Genomic DNA, 15565 nt, shown 5'->3' with positions numbered 1-15565 from the left:
CGACGGATTACCGGCCCGGCGCGCCGGCCGCGACCGCGGGCTGACCGCCCTGCGGGCCCTGCGGACGCGCGGTCACCTGGGGCAACGGCACGGTCTGCAGGATGCGGCTCACGATGTGGTCGAGCGGAACGCCGTCGGCGAGTGCGTCGTAGGACAGCACCAGCCGGTGGCGCAGCACGTCTCCGGCGACATCGACGATGTCCTGCGGCAGCACGTAGTCACGACCGCGCACGAGGGCCAGCGCACGTGCCGCGGAGATGATGCCGAGGCTCGCACGCGGCGAAGCACCGTAGGACACCCACCCCGCGACGTCGGAGAGCCCGTGGTCGTTCGGGGTGCGGGTGGCCAGGACCAGGCGGACCACGTAGTCCACGAGCGCATGGTGGACGAACACCTGCGAGGCCACGCCCTGCAACCGGACGAGTTCGTCCGGCGTGAGCACCGTCTGCGGCTCGGGCGCGGACACGCCCATCCGGTAGACGATCTCGCGTTCCTCTTCGGCCGTGGGGTACTCGACGATGATCTTGAACAGGAACCGGTCGCGCTGGGCTTCCGGCAGCGGATACACGCCTTCGTTCTCGATCGGGTTCTGCGTGGCGAGCACGAGGAACGGATCCGGCATCGGGAAGGTCTCCCCGCCCAGCGAGACGTGCTGCTCGGCCATCACCTCGAGCATCGCCGACTGGACCTTCGCCGGAGCACGGTTGATCTCGTCCGCGAGGACGAAGTTCGCGACCACCGGGCCGAGCTCGACGTCGAACTTCTCGCTGCCCTGCCGGTAGATCCGGGTGCCGAGGATGTCGGCGGGCACGAGGTCGGGGGTGAACTGTACGCGCGAGAACGATCCGCCGACGACCTTGGCGAACGTCTCGACGGCGAGGGTCTTCGCGACCCCGGGCACGCCCTCCAGCAGCAGGTGACCTTTCGCGAGCAGCCCCACCAGCATGCGCTCGACCAACCGATCCTGGCCGACGATGACGCGCTTGACCTCGAACACGGTGCGTTCGAGCAGCTGGGCGTCGCGTGCCGGTGCGCCGGGTTCCGCCCCGCTCGCGTTGTCGGGGGTGCCGGGCTCGGTCACACCTAACCTCCTTGCCGGTGATCTTCCCTCTCGCCGGGACCGTACCGCTCGCGGGCGCGCACCCGGTGGCTGAGGTGGAGGGTTCTATGGAACCCGACACGCGGTATGACGCCTGTGAACCACTCCGACGGTCACGGCAGGTCACCGGCCGTGTCGACGTCGGCGGCCTCGTCACCGCGGGCCGGTACGTCGGCGATGGTCAGACCATTCAGCACCCGGCGCAGCGCGTGACCGGCGGGAGCTGCCGGGATCGCCGCGCGCAGTGCCGCCGTCCGCCAGGCACCGAGCAGCCACTGCCGGCGGCCGGCGGCGTCGACCAGGACCGCACCGTCCGGGTCGGGGCCGGCGGCGGGGTGCTCGCGGGCCTGCCGGTCGAGCGCGTCCAGGAGGCGGCCCACGACGTCCGGCGTGACCCCGCGCAGGTCCCCGGCCAGCACCACCACCCGCGGCCGGTCCACCAGAGCCAGCCCGGCGGCGAGCGCGGCGACCGGCCCGCCGCCCGGCGGTTCCTCCCGCGTCCAGCGCACGCCGTGCACATCGGGCCGCCGCGGTCCGACGACCACGACGGGATCGGCACCGCTCAGCGCATCCAGTGACCGTGCCAGCAGCGTGCGCCCGCCGACGTCGAGCATCGGTTTGTCCACCCCGCCGAGCCGGCGTGCCTGCCCGCCGGCCACGACGATGCCCGCATACGGCTCCGGATCCGGCCCCGCCGCGGAGCCCGGGGAGGCGCCGGCGCCGCGCGCCGTCACCCGATGAGGCGCGTGGCGTACGGGAGGATGTCGCCGTACCGCACCGGCACGACCCGGACGTGGCCACCGGAGTACGGTGCCTCGATCATCTGGCCGTTGCCCAGGTACATCGCGACGTGATGGATGCCGCCATTGCCCCAGAACAGCATGTCGCCGCGCCGCATCTGCGACAGCGGCACCTTCCGTCCCGCGTCGTACTGGTAACCGCTGTAGTGCGGCAGCGCCTGGACCCCGGCGAACGCGTAGATCATCAGGCCCGAACAGTCGAAGCCGATCTTGTTGTAGTCGCCGTGGGCATCGGCGACGCCGCCGTCGCGGATGCCGTACGTCGGGCCGTGCGCATTGCCGCCGCCCCAGGCGTACTGCACACCGAGCTGCGACATCGCGCGCTGCACCGCCGCTTCGACGCTCGCGCCCGCCGGTACCGACGTCGCCGACGCCGCTGGGGCCGGGGCCGAACCGCCCCCGCCGGAGGCCGCGGCTGCCGCCTGCTGGGCCTGCGCAGCCTCTTCGGCCTCCTTCTCGGCGAGCCACTCCTGGTACCGCTCGCGCTGCCCTTCGAGACCGCCGACGTGCGAGCGCGCCTCACGAAGCTGCCGTTCTACGGAGCTCTTCTCCGTCCGGAGCTCCTTGGCACGGGACGCCTGCCGGGAGCGTGCGGCGACGGCCGCCTGCTGGGCCTGGTCCGCCGCGGTCTTCGCCTCCGCCGCGGCGGCCCGCTTCTGCCGCGCGTCCTGGAGGGCCTCCCTGGCCGCGGCCTCCTTGTTCGACTTGCGTACCTGCGCGCGTTTCATGCTGCCGAGCGCATCCAGCTCACTGTCGCCGACGGCACCCAGCAGCTGCTCCCGGGCGAGCAGATCCTTCGGCGAATCGGCACCCAGATAGGCGCTCAGTGAGCCGATCGCGGTGCCCTGCCGGTGGCTGCCCGCCACGAACCGGTCCAGCGACTTCCGCGCCGTCCGGATCGCACCCGACGCGGTCTCGACCTCCGCGCGGGCCGTCTCGGCACGTGACTCCGCGGCCTCGGCGGCGGACCGCGCCCGCTGCAGATCCACCCGCGCCTTGTTGGCCTGCTCGAGTTTCCGCTCCACCCGGTTGCGCAGGGTGGTCAGTTTGGCCTCGGCGTCGGCGAGTCGACTGGTGAGCCGGCCGACCTCGCCCGCTTTCTCGGACGCTTCCGCCCTGCCGGCTTCGAGTTCCGCATCGCTCGGGTTCGGCGGGGGCGGCGGCACCGCAGCGGCCGTACCCGGGGCTCCGAGCAGCACGGCCAGCGTGAACGCTCCCGCGGCCACCCCGCGCCGGGACCTCCGTCCACCCCGCCGCGCCGACGACCAGGCCGGCCGCGGCGCCGACGCCCGCGACTGCGCCGCTCGGTCCGCGCTCGTCCGCATCCGATCCCACCTCCTGCTACTCCGAGCAGAACTGTGCCATCACCGCCTCTGCGCCACCACATGCCACATTCGAAACATCGGCATCGTTCATCACATTTCCCCGTATTGGGGGACCCCCATCCGGCTGGTCGGGCAAATCCGGCAGGATGGTGCGCATGGTCAACTCCCGTCCGACGGCGGTCGTGGTCCGCACCACCGCCACCGCGCTGACCGGCGTCGGTCTCGTACTCGCCGTCGTCGGGACGTTTCTGCCGTGGTTCTCGTCCGGCGATGTGAACCGCAGCAGCTACGAAACTGCGGGGCTGGTCGAGCACTTCCGCCTCGCGGGCGGCGCCGAGGAGGCGCTGACCGTGTGGGCCGGTGTCCCGCTGCTGGCAGCTGTGTTCGCCGCCACGCTGGCCACCCGGTTCGTACGCACGGCCGCAGCGCTGTGCCTTGTTCTTTCACTTCCGGTGGGAACCGTCGCGGTACTCGTCGCAGTCCGAGCCGGTGAACGTGATCAAGGACTGATCGGCATCGCCCCGTCCGGCCCCGTTGTGACCGCGCTCGGCATGGGCCTCACCGCGGTCGCCGCACTCGTCACGCTCGCCGTCGCAGGACCGGCTCACCGGGCCACGCAGGCGGCGGCAGTGGACAACGCCGACGTGCCACAGCGGCACGACTGAACGGTCGGCATGCACATCCGGGTTCCGGTTCGCCGCGAGCCCGGCAAGACAGGACGCCGGTACCCGCGCCCGCGCACCGGCGCATCGACACAGAGCAGGTGGGAATCGTGACCACTCCGCAAGACCCCGACAATCCGTGGGGGAACCAGCCCGGCGGGCAGCCGGGCCAGCCGTACGGCGGTCAGCCCCAGCCGGGCGGCGACCCGCAGGGCGGCCAGCCCCAGTACGGGCAGCCTCAGTACGGACAACCGCAATACGGCCAGCCCCAGTACGGACAGCCGGGACCGCAGTACGGGCAGCCGCAGCAGGGATACGACCAGGGATACCCGCCGCCGTACGGCCAGCAGGACGCCGTCGCCCCGGCTCCGCCGCCCGCGGGCAAGGGCCGTAAACGCGGGCTCGTCATCGGGCTCGTCATCGCGCTCGTCGTCGCCGCGGGCGCCGTGGGCAGCTATTTCGCGTTCTTCCAGCAGAGCTCCGTCGCCGCGGGCTCGTCGTCGCCGACCGAGGCCGTGCGCAAGCTGGCGACGTCGCTCGAAGGCGATGACGTCGCGGGAGCCGTGAGCACCCTCGCCCCGTCGGAATCCCGACCGCTCACCGATACGTTCGACGAATTCATCGCCGAGTACAAGCGCCTCGGCGTGCTCACCGAGGACGCCGATCCCGAGATGTTCAGCGGAATCAGCGTGACCACCGAGAACCTGCGCTTCGACGAGCAGGGTGAGGAGCGGATCAACGACCGCGTCACCGTCACCGAGCTCACGGGCGGGACGATCACGTTCGAGGCCGACTACTCCGAGGTGCCGCTGGCACCCGAGTTCAAGGACCAGATAGTCGAAAACACGCCCTTCGGCGAGGACAGCCACACGGTCGATATCGCCGAGGATCTCGACGAGCCTCTGCGGCTCGCCGCCGTGCAGGAGAACGGCGAGTGGTATCCGAGCCTCTTCTACACGCTCGCCGACTATGCCGTGCAGGACCTGGACCTCGAGTGGTCGTCGCGGTCGATCCCCGCGAAGGGTGCCGACTCGGTCGACGCGGCCGTGAAGGACACCGTCAATGCCGCGTTGAGCGGCGACCTCGAGCGCGTCATCGAACTGCTGCCTCCGGACCAGCTGGCGGTGGTGCACGACGCGGGACCGCTGCTGCTCGAGCAGGCCGCCGGCTTCGAGGGTCTGCCGGGCGCCGAGGTCACCGACCTGCAGACCGAGACCAGCGAGGTCACCGGCGGTACGCGCGCCACGATCACGTCGATCTCCGTGTCCGTACAGGGCAGCACCATCACGGTCGCCAAGTCCGGCGACTGCTACGAGATGCAGGCCCGGGGCCGGAGCCAGCGGCTGTGCGCCGACGACATCGCCCGGCAGGCTGCGGCGGACTCCCCCGACATGCCACCGGCCGCCGCGGAGATGGTCTCCAACGTCACCGAAGGGTTCATGAAGCAGGGCCTCGGCGTCGTGACCACGGAGGTCGACGGCAAGCATTACGTCAGCCCCCTGGACACCGCGAACGATCTGGTCATCACGGCCATGCGCAGCATGCAGCCGGAGGACCTCAAGGCCATGCTCGCCGGCGACTACTGATCCGGTGGCCGCCTCGCGTGGCGGCCACCCACCGGGCCTCCCCGAGAACCCAGGGCCCCGGCACCGCACCTGGTGCCGGGGCCCTGTGTGCGAGGTGAACGGGAATCGGGGCGGATATCACACGTTTCCGGCGACATCCAGCCGTACCCTTCCTTGAACCCAAAAAAGGACACGCGTACTGTTTGTAACGCAGGGATCATCCGAGCCCACCTCTGCGGGCGCAACGGGGGTGCGCAAGACTCGGCCCTGGGTACCCGAACTAACCGCCGCATGGAGTGAGACGTGACTGCACCCGCCAGCAAGAACAGCTTCGGCGCTCGCGACACACTGAAGGTCGGTGACGCCTCGTACGAGGTGTTCCGCCTCAACCAGGTCGAGGGGTCGCAGCGGCTGCCGTACAGCCTGAAGATTCTCCTGGAGAACCTTCTGCGCACCGAGGACGGCGCCAACATCACCGCGGAGCACATCCGCGCACTGGGCAACTGGGATCCGAAGGCCGATCCGTCCACCGAGATTCAGTTCACGCCCGCTCGCGTGGTGATGCAGGACTTCACCGGTGTGCCGTGTGTGGTCGACCTCGCCACGATGCGGGAGGCCGTCACGGCCCTCGGCGGCGACCCGGACCAGGTCAACCCGCTCGCGCCGGCCGAGATGGTCATCGACCACTCGGTGGTGATCGACATCTTCGGCCGCGAGGACGCGTTCGAGCGCAACGTCGAGATCGAGTACGAGCGCAACAAGGAGCGCTACCAGTTCCTGCGCTGGGGCCAGAACGCCTTCGAGGAGTTCAAGGTCGTCCCGCCGGGCACCGGCATCGTCCACCAGGTCAACATCGAGCACCTGGCGCGCACGATCATGTCCCGGAACGGCCAGGCCTACCCGGACACCTGTGTCGGCACGGACTCGCACACCACCATGGTCAACGGCCTGGGCGTGCTCGGCTGGGGCGTCGGCGGCATCGAGGCCGAGGCCGCGATGCTCGGACAGCCGGTGTCGATGCTCATCCCGAAGGTCGTCGGCTTCAAGCTGACCGGCCAGATCCCGCCCGGCGCGACCGCCACCGACGTCGTGCTGACGATCACCGAGAAGCTGCGCGCGCACGGCGTGGTCGGCAAGTTCGTCGAGTTCTACGGCGACGGTGTCGGCGCGGTGCCGCTGGCCAACCGCGCCACGATCGGCAACATGAGCCCGGAATTCGGCTCCACCGCCGCGATCTTCCCGATCGACGAGGAGACGCTCCGCTACCTCAAGCTCACCGGCCGCTCCGAGGAGCAGCTCGCGCTCGTCGAGGCCTACTCCAAGGAGCAGGGCCTCTGGCACGACCCGGCCCACGAGCCGGAGTACTCGGAGTACCTCGAGCTGGACCTGTCGACGGTCGTGCCGTCGATCGCGGGCCCGAAGCGCCCGCAGGACCGCATCGAGCTGACCGAGGCGAAGTCGTCCTTCCGCACGTCGCTGCACGACTACGTCTCCGGCGACCAGGCCACCCCGCACACGCAGATCGACGAGAAGGTCGAGGAGAGCTTCCCGGCCAGCGACGCACCCGCGCTGTCGTTCGCCGCCGAGGACGCCGTGGCGGTGCAGTCGGCAGCCAACGGTGCCCACGGCCGTCCGTCGAAGCCGGTCACCGTCACGTCCGAGGAGCGCGGCGAGTTCGTGCTCGACCACGGCGCCGTGGTGATCGCCTCGATCACCTCGTGCACCAACACCTCGAACCCGTCGGTCATGCTCGGCGCCGCGCTGCTGGCCCGCAACGCCGTCGAGAAGGGCCTGTCGTCCAAGCCGTGGGTCAAGACGTCGATGGCCCCGGGCTCGCAGGTCGTCACCGACTACTACGAGAAGGCCGGCCTGTGGCCGTACCTGGAGAAGCTGGGCTACCACCTGGTCGGCTACGGCTGCACCACCTGCATCGGCAACTCCGGTCCGCTGCCGGAGGAGATCTCGCAGTCGATCCAGGACAACGACCTCACGGCCGTGTCGGTGCTGTCCGGTAACCGCAACTTCGAGGGCCGGATCAACCCCGACGTCAAGATGAACTACCTGGCCTCGCCGCCGCTGGTCATCGCCTACGCCCTCGCGGGCACGATGGACTTCGACTTCGAGAACCAGCCGCTCGGCCAGGACACCGACGGAAACGACGTGTTCCTGCGCGACATCTGGCCGTCGCCGCAGGAGATCCAGTCCACGATCGACTCGGCGATCACACAGGAGATGTTCACCAAGGACTACTCCGACGTGTTCGACGGCGGCGAGCGCTGGAAGGCCCTGCCCACCCCGGAGGGCAAGACGTTCGAGTGGGACGCCGAGTCCACCTACGTCCGCAAGCCCCCGTACTTCGACGGCATGGGCGCCGAGCCGGATCCGGTCACCGACATCTCCGGTGCCCGCGTGCTGGCGCTGCTGGGCGACTCGGTCACCACGGACCACATCTCCCCCGCCGGTGCCATCAAGGAGGACTCGCCCGCAGGCCGGTACCTCAAGGAGAACGGACTGGAGCGCAAGGACTTCAACTCGTACGGCTCGCGCCGTGGCAACCACGAGGTGATGATCCGCGGCACCTTCGCCAACATCCGGCTGCGCAACCTGCTGCTCGACGACGTGCAGGGCGGTTACACCCGCGACTTCACGCAGGAGGGCGGCCCGCAGGCCTTCATCTACGACGCGGCCCAGAACTACGCCGCGCAGGGCACGCCGCTGGTCGTGCTGGGCGGCAAGGAGTACGGCTCCGGGTCGTCGCGCGACTGGGCGGCCAAGGGCACGCGCCTGCTGGGCGTGCAGGCGGTGATCGCCGAGTCGTTCGAGCGCATCCACCGGTCGAACCTGATCGGCATGGGCGTGGTGCCGCTGCAGTTCCCGCAGGGCTCCTCGGCGTCCTCGCTGGGCCTGGACGGCACGGAGACCTACGACATCGCCGGCATCACCGAGCTGAACAACGATGTGACGCCGTCGACGGTCAAGGTCACCGCCACGAAGGCCGACGGCAAGCAGGTCGAGTTCGACGCCGACGTCCGCATCGACACCCCCGGTGAGGCGGACTACTACCGCAACGGCGGCATCCTGCAGTACGTGCTGCGGAACCTGACCAACTCCTGATCCCGTAACACGCGACGGACGGCGCCGCGGGCCTTTCGGCTCGCGGCGCCGTTCTGCTGTGGCCGGCCGGTTCTGCTGTGGCCGGCCGGTCCGGCACCACCGCTCCGGATATCCGGTCGCGCGTCGGCACCGGTGATGGTTCCGTGTCGGAGTGATCCCCTCCGACGTCTTCCGCGAGCTGCCGAGCCTGACCGACGACCGACTGCGCCTCGTCCCGCTCGCCGAGGAGCACTTCGACGGGGTGCGGCGGATGGTCGACGATCCGGTGGTCCGCAGGCTGACCGGGACGCACCGCACGTTCACCGACGACGAGGTGCGGCAGCACCTGGCAACCAGGGCCGACCACCACGACCGCGCGGACTGGGCCATCACCGACGCCGGCACGGGCGCGTTCCTCGGCGAGGCGGTGTTGCACGAGCTGGACGCGCCGAACGCCACGGCGGGATACCGCATCGCGCTGCTCGGCCCGGACGTCTTCAGCCGCGGCTACGGCACCGCGGCGACCCGGCTGGTGCTGAACTACGCGTTCGGCACAGCCGGGCTGCACCGCGTGGGCCTGGAAGTGTTCGATTTCAACGTCCGCGCCCAGCGGGTCTACGAGAAGTGCGGGTTCGTCCGCGAAGGCATCTACCGCAGTGCACTGTACTCCGGCGGCATCTGGCACGACGTGATCGCGATGGGCATCATCGCGAGCGATCCCCGGTCGGGGTGAGCACGAAGATCGGGAAGTCGCGGCCCGCCTGCTGCCGTTCCATGCCGTAGCCGGGCCAGAACGCCAGCAGCCGTCGCCACATGGCATCGCGGTCCAGGCCGGTGAGTTCCCGGGCGCGCACCGCGACGTCCCTGCCGCGGGCGAGCACGCGCGCGTCCGGGCACGCGCGCAGGTTGAGCGCCCATGCCGGGTCGTGGGGGCGGCCCCAGTTCGACCCGGTGACGACGAACGCCTCACCGCCCGTTCCCGGCGCCGCCCGCCCGCGCGCCGTGCCCCGGGGTCCGCTGCGGCCGGCGGCTCGGGTGTCGGGCGTTTCGTTGCCGGGCGCTTCGTTGCCGGGCGCTTCGTTGCCGGGCGTTTCGTTGCCGGGCGTTTCGTTGTCGGGAGCCCGGCGGTCGGGCAGGTAGAGCAGATTGTTCTCCCGCGGCTGTCCGGTCCGGCGTCCCGTCGTGATCAGTCGCAGTGACGGCAGGCCCGCGATGCCGACCAGACTGGCCCGTCCCCGGGAGGCGCGGTGCAGGCGAGCGTCGGCCCACACGATGCCCTCGGCGAGCTTCATCAGCGACCGCCGTCGGCCCAGAACCCGGGCGACGGCGGGCAGGGGGTTCCGCATACCGGACATTCGATCATTGCCGACGGGCGTGCCGCACGCCGGTTTCCCGACGGCCGTGCCGAGTGCAGGACACGCGGTGCCGAGTGCAGGACACACGAACGGACGCAGGCCTCACACGGCGCGGGAGAGGGAGACGCCGAACCGGTTCGCCTCGTCGGTCCACCAGTGTTCGCGGGTGAATCCCGCCTCGGCGAGTTCGGTCCGCACCCCGTCGGGCCGGAACTTGGCGGAGACCTCGGTCCGCAGATGTTCGCCCGCGCGGAATTCGACGTCCAGCCCGGCGCCCGGGACATGCACCACGAGATCGCGCCGGGCACGCAGGCGCATCTCGATCCACTCGTGCTCGGCGTCCCACGCGGCCACGTGGTCGAAATCCGCCGGGTCGGCGTCGGCGTCCAGGCGACTGTTCAGCACCGTGAGCACGTTGCGGTTGAACTCGGCCGTCACGCCGCCCGCGTCGTCGTAGGCGGCCACGAGCGTGGCGGGGTCCTTCACCAGGTCGGTCCCGAGCAGCAGCCATTCCCCCGGCTTGAGCACCGCACGCACCGACCGCAGGAACGCCGCGCGCTCGGCGGGCGGGAAATTGCCGATCGTGCCGCCGAGGAACGCCACCAGTCTCGGCGACGTGCCCGGCAGCTCGCCGAGATTCACGGTGAAGTCCCCGACGACGCCGTGCACGGCCAGGTCCGGGTAATCGGCGGCGATCGCCTCCGCCGCCTCGGTCAGCGCCGAGGCCGACACGTCCTGGGGCACGAAGCTCGTCAGCGTGTCGGCCGACCGCAGCGCGTCGAGCAGCGCACGGGTCTTCTCGCTCGAGCCGGCGCCGAGTTCCACGAGCGTGCGCGCCCCGGTGGCCGCGGCGATCGCGGGGGCCTCGCGCAGCAGCACCTCCCGCTCGGCGCGCGTGGGGTAGTACTCGGGCAGCGCGGTGATCTGTTCGAACAACTCGCTGCCCCGCGCGTCGTAGAACCACGTGGCGGGCAACCACTTCTGCGCCGCCGACAGTCCTTCCCGGACGTCGCGGCGCAGCGCCGTGGTCAGGTCGTCGCCGCTGCGGTGCCGTTCGATGATCACGTTGTTCACTCCGAGCTCCGTTCGTCGAGGGGCAGGATCGTGCTGGTGACCGCGCCGGTGGCGGCCCGGCGGGCGATGACGAGGTGGCCGTCGGGAACGGCCTGCCACGCCGGATCGTCGTCGTAGGGTTCCGAGGCCACGGCGACGCCGCCGGGGTCTGCGCGGACCGACAGCGAATGCGTCCACGCGGTCGCGACGAGCAGGTCGCGGCCCGCGAGCACGAGGTTCAGCCGCGATCCCGGCGCCGATCGGTCCACATCGGACACCAGCCGCGCCACCTCGGTCACCGGATCGCCGCCCACGGCCAGCCGATGCCGCAGCAGTGCCCACAGCAATGCCGAGTCGGTGCGCGATTCCAGGCCGAGCAGCTCGACGACGGGAAGCTTCTCCGCGAGCCCCGCCACCGAGGACGGCCAGTCGCGCACGACCCCGTTGTGGCTGAACATCCACCGGTCGTCGACCAGCGGCGCACAGGCGCCCTCCTCGACCGGCATGCCCGGCGTACCCGAGCGCACCGCGCCGACGTAGGCCGCGGGCCGGAGCGTGCCGGCCAACCGCGGCAGCGTGTCGTCGGTCCACATCGGACGAGCACGGCGGTACTGCACCGGCGGGCCGGCGTCGTCGGCCAGCCAGGCGAGGCCGAACCCGTCGGCGTTGACGGTGCCGCCGCCGCGCATGTCCGCCGGGGCGTAGGACTGCACGAGCAGCGCGTGCGGCGCGCCCACCAGCGGGTCCGCGGGCGAGGCCGGTGCGCCGAGATACGCGAGATGCCGGCACACCGCTCACACCACCTCGTCACGGCGCAGGTCGCGGGCACAGCGGAAGCCCGTGAAGATCTGCCTGCGGATCGGGTAGTCCCAGTTGCGGAACGTACCGCGGATCGCCACCGGATCGGTGCCGAACGATCCGCCGCGGAGCACCTTGTGGTCGCTGCCGAAGAACACCTCGGAGTACTCGCGGTACGGGAACGCCGTGAAGCCCGGGTATCCCGCGAACTCCGTGGCCGTCCACTCCCAGACGTCACCGATCAGCTGATGCGCACCCACCGGCGACGCGCCGTCCGGGTAGGCACCGACCGGCGCGGGCCGCAGGTGCCGCTGACCGAGGTTGGCGCGCTCGGCCGTGGGTTCGCCGTCGCCCCACGGGTAGCGCAGCGAACGGCCGGACGCCGGGTCGTGGCGGGCCGCCTTCTCCCATTCCGCCTCGGTGGGCAGCCGTTTGCCCGCCCACGCGGCGTAGGCCTCGGCCTCGTGGAACGACACGTGCAGCACCGGTTCGTCGGCCGGGACCGCCTCGTCCACACCGAACCGCCTGCGCCGCCAGCGGCCCTCGTCGCGGTACCAGAACCGCGGCGCGGTGATGCCGTGGCGGGTCACGTACGCCCAGCCCTCCTCGCTCCACCACCGCGGCTCGGTGTACCCGCCGGCCTCGACGAACGCGGCGTACCGCCCGCTCGTCACCGGGACCGTGTCGAGCGCGAAGGCGTCGACGAACACCTCGTGGGCGGGTCGTTCGTTGTCGAGCGCCCACGGTTCCACCGACGTGCCCATGACGAACGACCCCGCGGGCACGACGACCTCCTCCGGCAACGATCCGGCGCGCCTGCCGGGCGGAGCCGGCGCCTCGAGCAGCGGATCGCCGCGGCGCAGCTGATGGGTCGCGAGCATCGTCTCGTCGTGCTGCTGTTCGTGCTGGGCGATCATGCCGAACGCGAACGCCGACGTGGTCAGCCGGTCACCCTCCAACGGGACGCGGTCGAGCGCGTCCAGCGCCTTGTCCCGGACCTGGCCGACGTAAGCGCGGGCCTCGTCCGGACCGAGCAGCGGCAGTGCGGGCCGGTCGGAACGCGGATGCTGGAACGCGTCGTACAACTCGTCCAGATCGGGGCGCAACGGTTCACGCCCGCCGACGTCCCGCACGAGCCAGATCTCCTCCTGGCTGCCGACGTGCGCGAGATCCCACACCAGCGGGGACATGAGTGTCGAATGCTGCCGGGTGAGCTCGGTGTCGTCGATGTCGGTCAGTGCCGCGGTGCGTCGGCGCGCCCGGTCCAGCGCCGCGGCCGCGTGGGCACGCAGGTCCTCGGCGGTGCCGCCCGGCCGCCGATCGGGTGCGCCTGCGGGGTCGGGGCCACCTGCGGGGTCGGGTGTACCGGGCACCTCCGGCGCAGCGGGGACCGGGGAACGATCGAACGCGGCCATACTTCCTCCTCGAACGACAGTGGGCTGGACAACAGTGGGCTGGAACGACAGGGGGCTGGAACGACAGCGGGGACGAGCAACGGGTTGACGCGCCGGGGTGCCGGCACACCGGCGGCCCGGCGGGTATCGGCGTCATGCGGGGTGCAGGCGGCCGTCGAGCCGGGCGGCGACGGCGGTGGCGATCTCCTCGGCCAGCGCGGACGTGAGGCCGAGATCGGCGAGACCGTCACAGCCGAGCTCCGCGACGCCGCGGGCGCCGCGGGCGAGGGCGGGATCGGCGAGCCCGAGCCGGGCGGCGTCGGCCCACCGGCCCTCGGTGGGTGCGCAGACCTCGCGGACGCGGTCGACCACCGCCGGACCGCGCAGCAGCGCGGCCAGCAGCGCGACGGGATCGACCCAGCGGCCTGCTGGCTGCGCGTCGAGGTAGCGCACCTCGAGGTGCCCGCGCGGGCGGACCGGGGTGAACAGTGTGGTCAGGTGGTAGTCGAGGTCGCCGAAGGTCGGCGGCGGCCAGTGCCGGGCGGCGCCGCGGCGGGCGATCCAGTCGGCGAACGTCAGCCGGGCGGGTGCGTCCCAGGGTCCGGCCGTGCGCCTGCGGACCATGAGCGGCGTGTCGAGCACGTGGGAGGCCCAGCGTGCGGGCGGATCGGCGACGGCGCCACTGCCCGCGGCCGGGTCGGTGCGGGCGGGTTCGGTGTCCATCACGGCGCGCCAGCGTGCCGACGCGTGCCCGGTGTCGCGGCCGGTGTGGGTACGCGAATTGGCGAACAGTGCGAGCAGGACGGGACCGAGTGCGTGCACGGCCGCCCAGCGGGCGGGTACCGCGGCGGGTTCCCCGGCGTCCACGCACACCTGCACGGCCGCGGTGCTGCACATCATCGTCGCGCCACCGGGGCCGATCGCGGCGAACCGGCGCTGCATCGCCGCATAACGTTCGGTGTCGAGGACCCGTGCGGGCGGGCGCACCGGGTCGATCGCCTCCGCGGCGAGCACCAGACCGTCGGCGGCGAGCAGGTCGGTGACGTGAGCCAGGTCGACGCCCGCGTCGGTCACCAGCGCCGGCACCGACTCCTGCGGGCGCGTGGAGATCTCCACCTGGCCGCCCGGTTCGAGGGTGAGGGTCGATCCTGCAGGCAACGGTGCGGCGCGGCCGCCGGGCGCCAGCGTGGCCGGAGCGTGCGCGCCGAGTGCGCGCCGCAAGCGATCGGGGTCCAGCGGGAGGCTCGGATCGGCCGCGTCGTGGACGAGGAACTCGAGTTCGGCACCGGTCAGCCGCGGCGGGCCGTGCTTGAAGCAGACCGAGGCGACGTACGCCTCCCCTTCGGCGCGGTCGGCGATCGCCCGTGCGGCGACCTCCACGGCCGCAGCGTCCGGGGTCGGGGTCTCTAGGGTCGGGGACTCTGAACTCGGGGGCTCCGGAGTCGGGGTGTCCGGGGTTGAAGTGACAGAACCGTGCATCGCCGTCATGCGACCACCGCATCCACTCGGGGACCGTCGCTGTCGGACGCTACCGGCGGCCACCGACAATCGCAGCCACCGCGCGGGGCCGAACGGGGCGCGAACGCCGATACGCAGTGGGCGACACGCCAATCCCAGTACGTACGTACGGTTTGCATCTCATGCGTGCCCGGTGTCAAGATCGGTGAATGCCACGGGTCAGCCAGGACCACCTCGAAGCACGCCGACGCCAGATCCTCGACGGCGCACGCCTGTGTTTCGGGCGCTTCGGCTACGAGGGTGCCACCGTCCGCAGGCTCGAAGAGGCGACCGGTCTGTCACGCGGCGCGATCTTCCATCACTTCCGCGACAAGGAGTCGCTGTTCCTCGCCCTCGCCGAGGACGACGCCGCCCGTATGGCCGACGTCGTCGCGCAGCAGGGTCTCGTGCAGGTGATGCGTGACCTGCTGGCCGGCGATTCCGAACACCCGGCCGACTGGCTCGGCACCCGGCTCGAGGTCTCCCGCAGGCTGCGTACCGACCCCGAGTTCCGCAGCCGGTGGGCCGAACACTCGCAGCAACTGACCACCGCCACCCGCAAGCGCCTCGAATGGCAGCGCCGGTCCGGCAACCTGCGCGACGACATCGAGGTGAACGTGCTGGCCGACTACCTCCAGCTCGTCCTGGAGGGGCTGGTCTCCCACCTCGCGATGGGCCTGCCCGCCGACGACCTGGAGCCCGTCCTGGACGTCGTCGAGGACAGCGTCCGCCGCCACCGGGGCGACTGAGCCCGCTCGCCGGCCGGCACGGCGCAGGCCTGCCCGGTTCGGGAACTCCGCCGCCGTCGCCACCGTTTGTCCTGGTTAAGATGCTCGTATCCCCTGTTCGCCTGTGCTGCCCGAGGAGTGACGTCGTTCGTGCGCGATGCGCAGTCACCGGATGACAGTATTCGGCCGGGTGACA

General features: G+C 71.4%; 13 protein-coding genes and 1 pseudogene. 5 read left to right on the top strand and 9 right to left on the bottom strand.

The features are described 5' to 3' along the window. Window positions 1-7 precede the first annotated feature (7 nt). The 3 genes from LY41_RS15245 to LY41_RS15235 all read right to left on the bottom strand — a co-directional run bounded on the left by LY41_RS15245 (window position 8) and on the right by LY41_RS15235 (window position 3125). Window positions 8-1081 carry an AAA family ATPase gene (locus tag LY41_RS15245; RefSeq protein ID WP_253864690.1) on the bottom strand — a complete coding sequence of 358 codons (1074 nt, stop codon included), beginning with the start codon at window positions 1079-1081 and terminating at the stop codon, window positions 8-10. Window positions 1082-1212: 131 nt separating this feature from the next. Continuing rightward, a complete protein-coding gene (gene mobA / locus LY41_RS15240) occupies window positions 1213-1713 on the bottom strand; it encodes a molybdenum cofactor guanylyltransferase (protein ID WP_253865046.1) in 501 nt (166 codons plus the stop codon). A 116-nt stretch (window positions 1714-1829) separates the two neighbouring features. Beyond that, the gene (locus LY41_RS15235; RefSeq protein WP_253864689.1) at window positions 1830-3125 is read right to left on the bottom strand and encodes an NlpC/P60 family protein; all 1296 of its coding nucleotides are present in this window, start codon (window positions 3123-3125) and stop codon (window positions 1830-1832) included. Between the two features lie 254 nt (window positions 3126-3379). On the opposite strand from LY41_RS15235, the gene LY41_RS15230 reads away from it, so the two are divergent. From LY41_RS15230 to LY41_RS15215, 4 genes are all read left to right on the top strand, one after another. Beyond that, the gene (locus LY41_RS15230) at window positions 3380-3889 is read left to right on the top strand and encodes a hypothetical protein (RefSeq protein ID WP_253864688.1); all 510 of its coding nucleotides are present in this window, start codon (window positions 3380-3382) and stop codon (window positions 3887-3889) included. A gap of 107 nt (window positions 3890-3996) precedes the next feature. Beyond that, complete coding sequence (locus LY41_RS15225) at window positions 3997-5472, top strand: proline-rich domain-containing protein (RefSeq protein WP_253864687.1); 1476 nt, start codon at window positions 3997-3999, stop codon at window positions 5470-5472. Window positions 5473-5754: 282 nt separating this feature from the next. Beyond that, window positions 5755-8565, top strand: a complete 2811-nt coding sequence (locus tag LY41_RS15220; protein WP_253864686.1) for an aconitate hydratase — start codon at window positions 5755-5757, stop codon at window positions 8563-8565. Window positions 8566-8716: 151 nt separating this feature from the next. Then, entirely contained in the window at window positions 8717-9277 is a 561-nt protein-coding gene (locus LY41_RS15215) for a GNAT family N-acetyltransferase (RefSeq protein WP_253864685.1), read from the top strand. Here LY41_RS15215 and LY41_RS15210 read toward each other — a convergent pair. The 6 genes and pseudogenes from LY41_RS15210 to LY41_RS15185 form a co-directional block, all read right to left on the bottom strand. Next, on the bottom strand, window positions 9249-9680 hold the full coding sequence (locus LY41_RS15210) for a nitroreductase/quinone reductase family protein (protein ID WP_253865045.1): 432 nt from the start codon (window positions 9678-9680) through the stop codon (window positions 9249-9251). The genes LY41_RS15215 and LY41_RS15210 overlap by 29 nt on opposite strands. Then, window positions 9672-9836: pseudogene (locus tag LY41_RS24190) on the bottom strand (nitroreductase family deazaflavin-dependent oxidoreductase); the annotation flags it as partial. The pseudogene LY41_RS24190 and the gene LY41_RS15210, both read right to left, overlap by 9 nt. 165 nt (window positions 9837-10001) lie before the next feature. Beyond that, window positions 10002-10973, bottom strand: coding sequence for an L-histidine N(alpha)-methyltransferase (gene egtD / locus LY41_RS15200; RefSeq protein WP_253864684.1), 972 nt, complete (start codon window positions 10971-10973; stop codon window positions 10002-10004). Continuing rightward, on the bottom strand, window positions 10970-11743 hold the full coding sequence (gene egtC, locus LY41_RS15195) for an ergothioneine biosynthesis protein EgtC (RefSeq protein WP_253864683.1): 774 nt from the start codon (window positions 11741-11743) through the stop codon (window positions 10970-10972). The genes egtD and egtC overlap by 4 nt, the downstream gene beginning before the upstream one ends. Window positions 11744-11746: 3 nt before the next feature. Beyond that, window positions 11747-13165 (bottom strand): ergothioneine biosynthesis protein EgtB, encoded by a 1419-nt coding sequence (gene egtB, locus LY41_RS15190; RefSeq protein ID WP_253864682.1) that lies wholly within the window; start codon window positions 13163-13165, stop codon window positions 11747-11749. A 132-nt stretch (window positions 13166-13297) separates the two neighbouring features. After that, window positions 13298-14623, bottom strand: coding sequence for a glutamate-cysteine ligase family protein (locus LY41_RS15185; protein ID WP_372493303.1), 1326 nt, complete (start codon window positions 14621-14623; stop codon window positions 13298-13300). A gap of 188 nt (window positions 14624-14811) precedes the next feature. Here LY41_RS15185 and LY41_RS15180 point away from each other — a divergent pair, with 188 nt between their 5' ends. Then, on the top strand, window positions 14812-15390 hold the full coding sequence (locus tag LY41_RS15180; RefSeq protein ID WP_253864680.1) for a TetR/AcrR family transcriptional regulator: 579 nt from the start codon (window positions 14812-14814) through the stop codon (window positions 15388-15390). The last annotated feature ends 175 nt before the right edge of the window (window positions 15391-15565 follow it).

This window comes from Prauserella halophila (genome assembly GCF_024171895.1).
GTDB lineage: Bacteria > Actinomycetota > Actinomycetes > Mycobacteriales > Pseudonocardiaceae > Prauserella > Prauserella halophila.
The sequence above is the reverse complement of the archived record's forward strand: the minus strand, read 5'-3'. Positions and strand labels throughout refer to the sequence as shown.

Coding starts and splice junctions, on each gene's coding strand:
- egtB (WP_253864682.1), bottom strand. CDS start 13,165: ATGGCCGCGTTCGATCGTTCCCCGGTCCCCGCTGCGCCGGAGGTGCCC.
- mobA (WP_253865046.1), bottom strand. CDS start 1,713: ATGCTCGACGTCGGCGGGCGCACGCTGCTGGCACGGTCACTGGATGCG.
- LY41_RS15180 (WP_253864680.1), top strand. CDS start 14,812: ATGCCACGGGTCAGCCAGGACCACCTCGAAGCACGCCGACGCCAGATC.
- LY41_RS15230 (WP_253864688.1), top strand. CDS start 3,380: ATGGTCAACTCCCGTCCGACGGCGGTCGTGGTCCGCACCACCGCCACC.
- LY41_RS15185 (WP_372493303.1), bottom strand. CDS start 14,623: ATGCACGGTTCTGTCACTTCAACCCCGGACACCCCGACTCCGGAGCCC.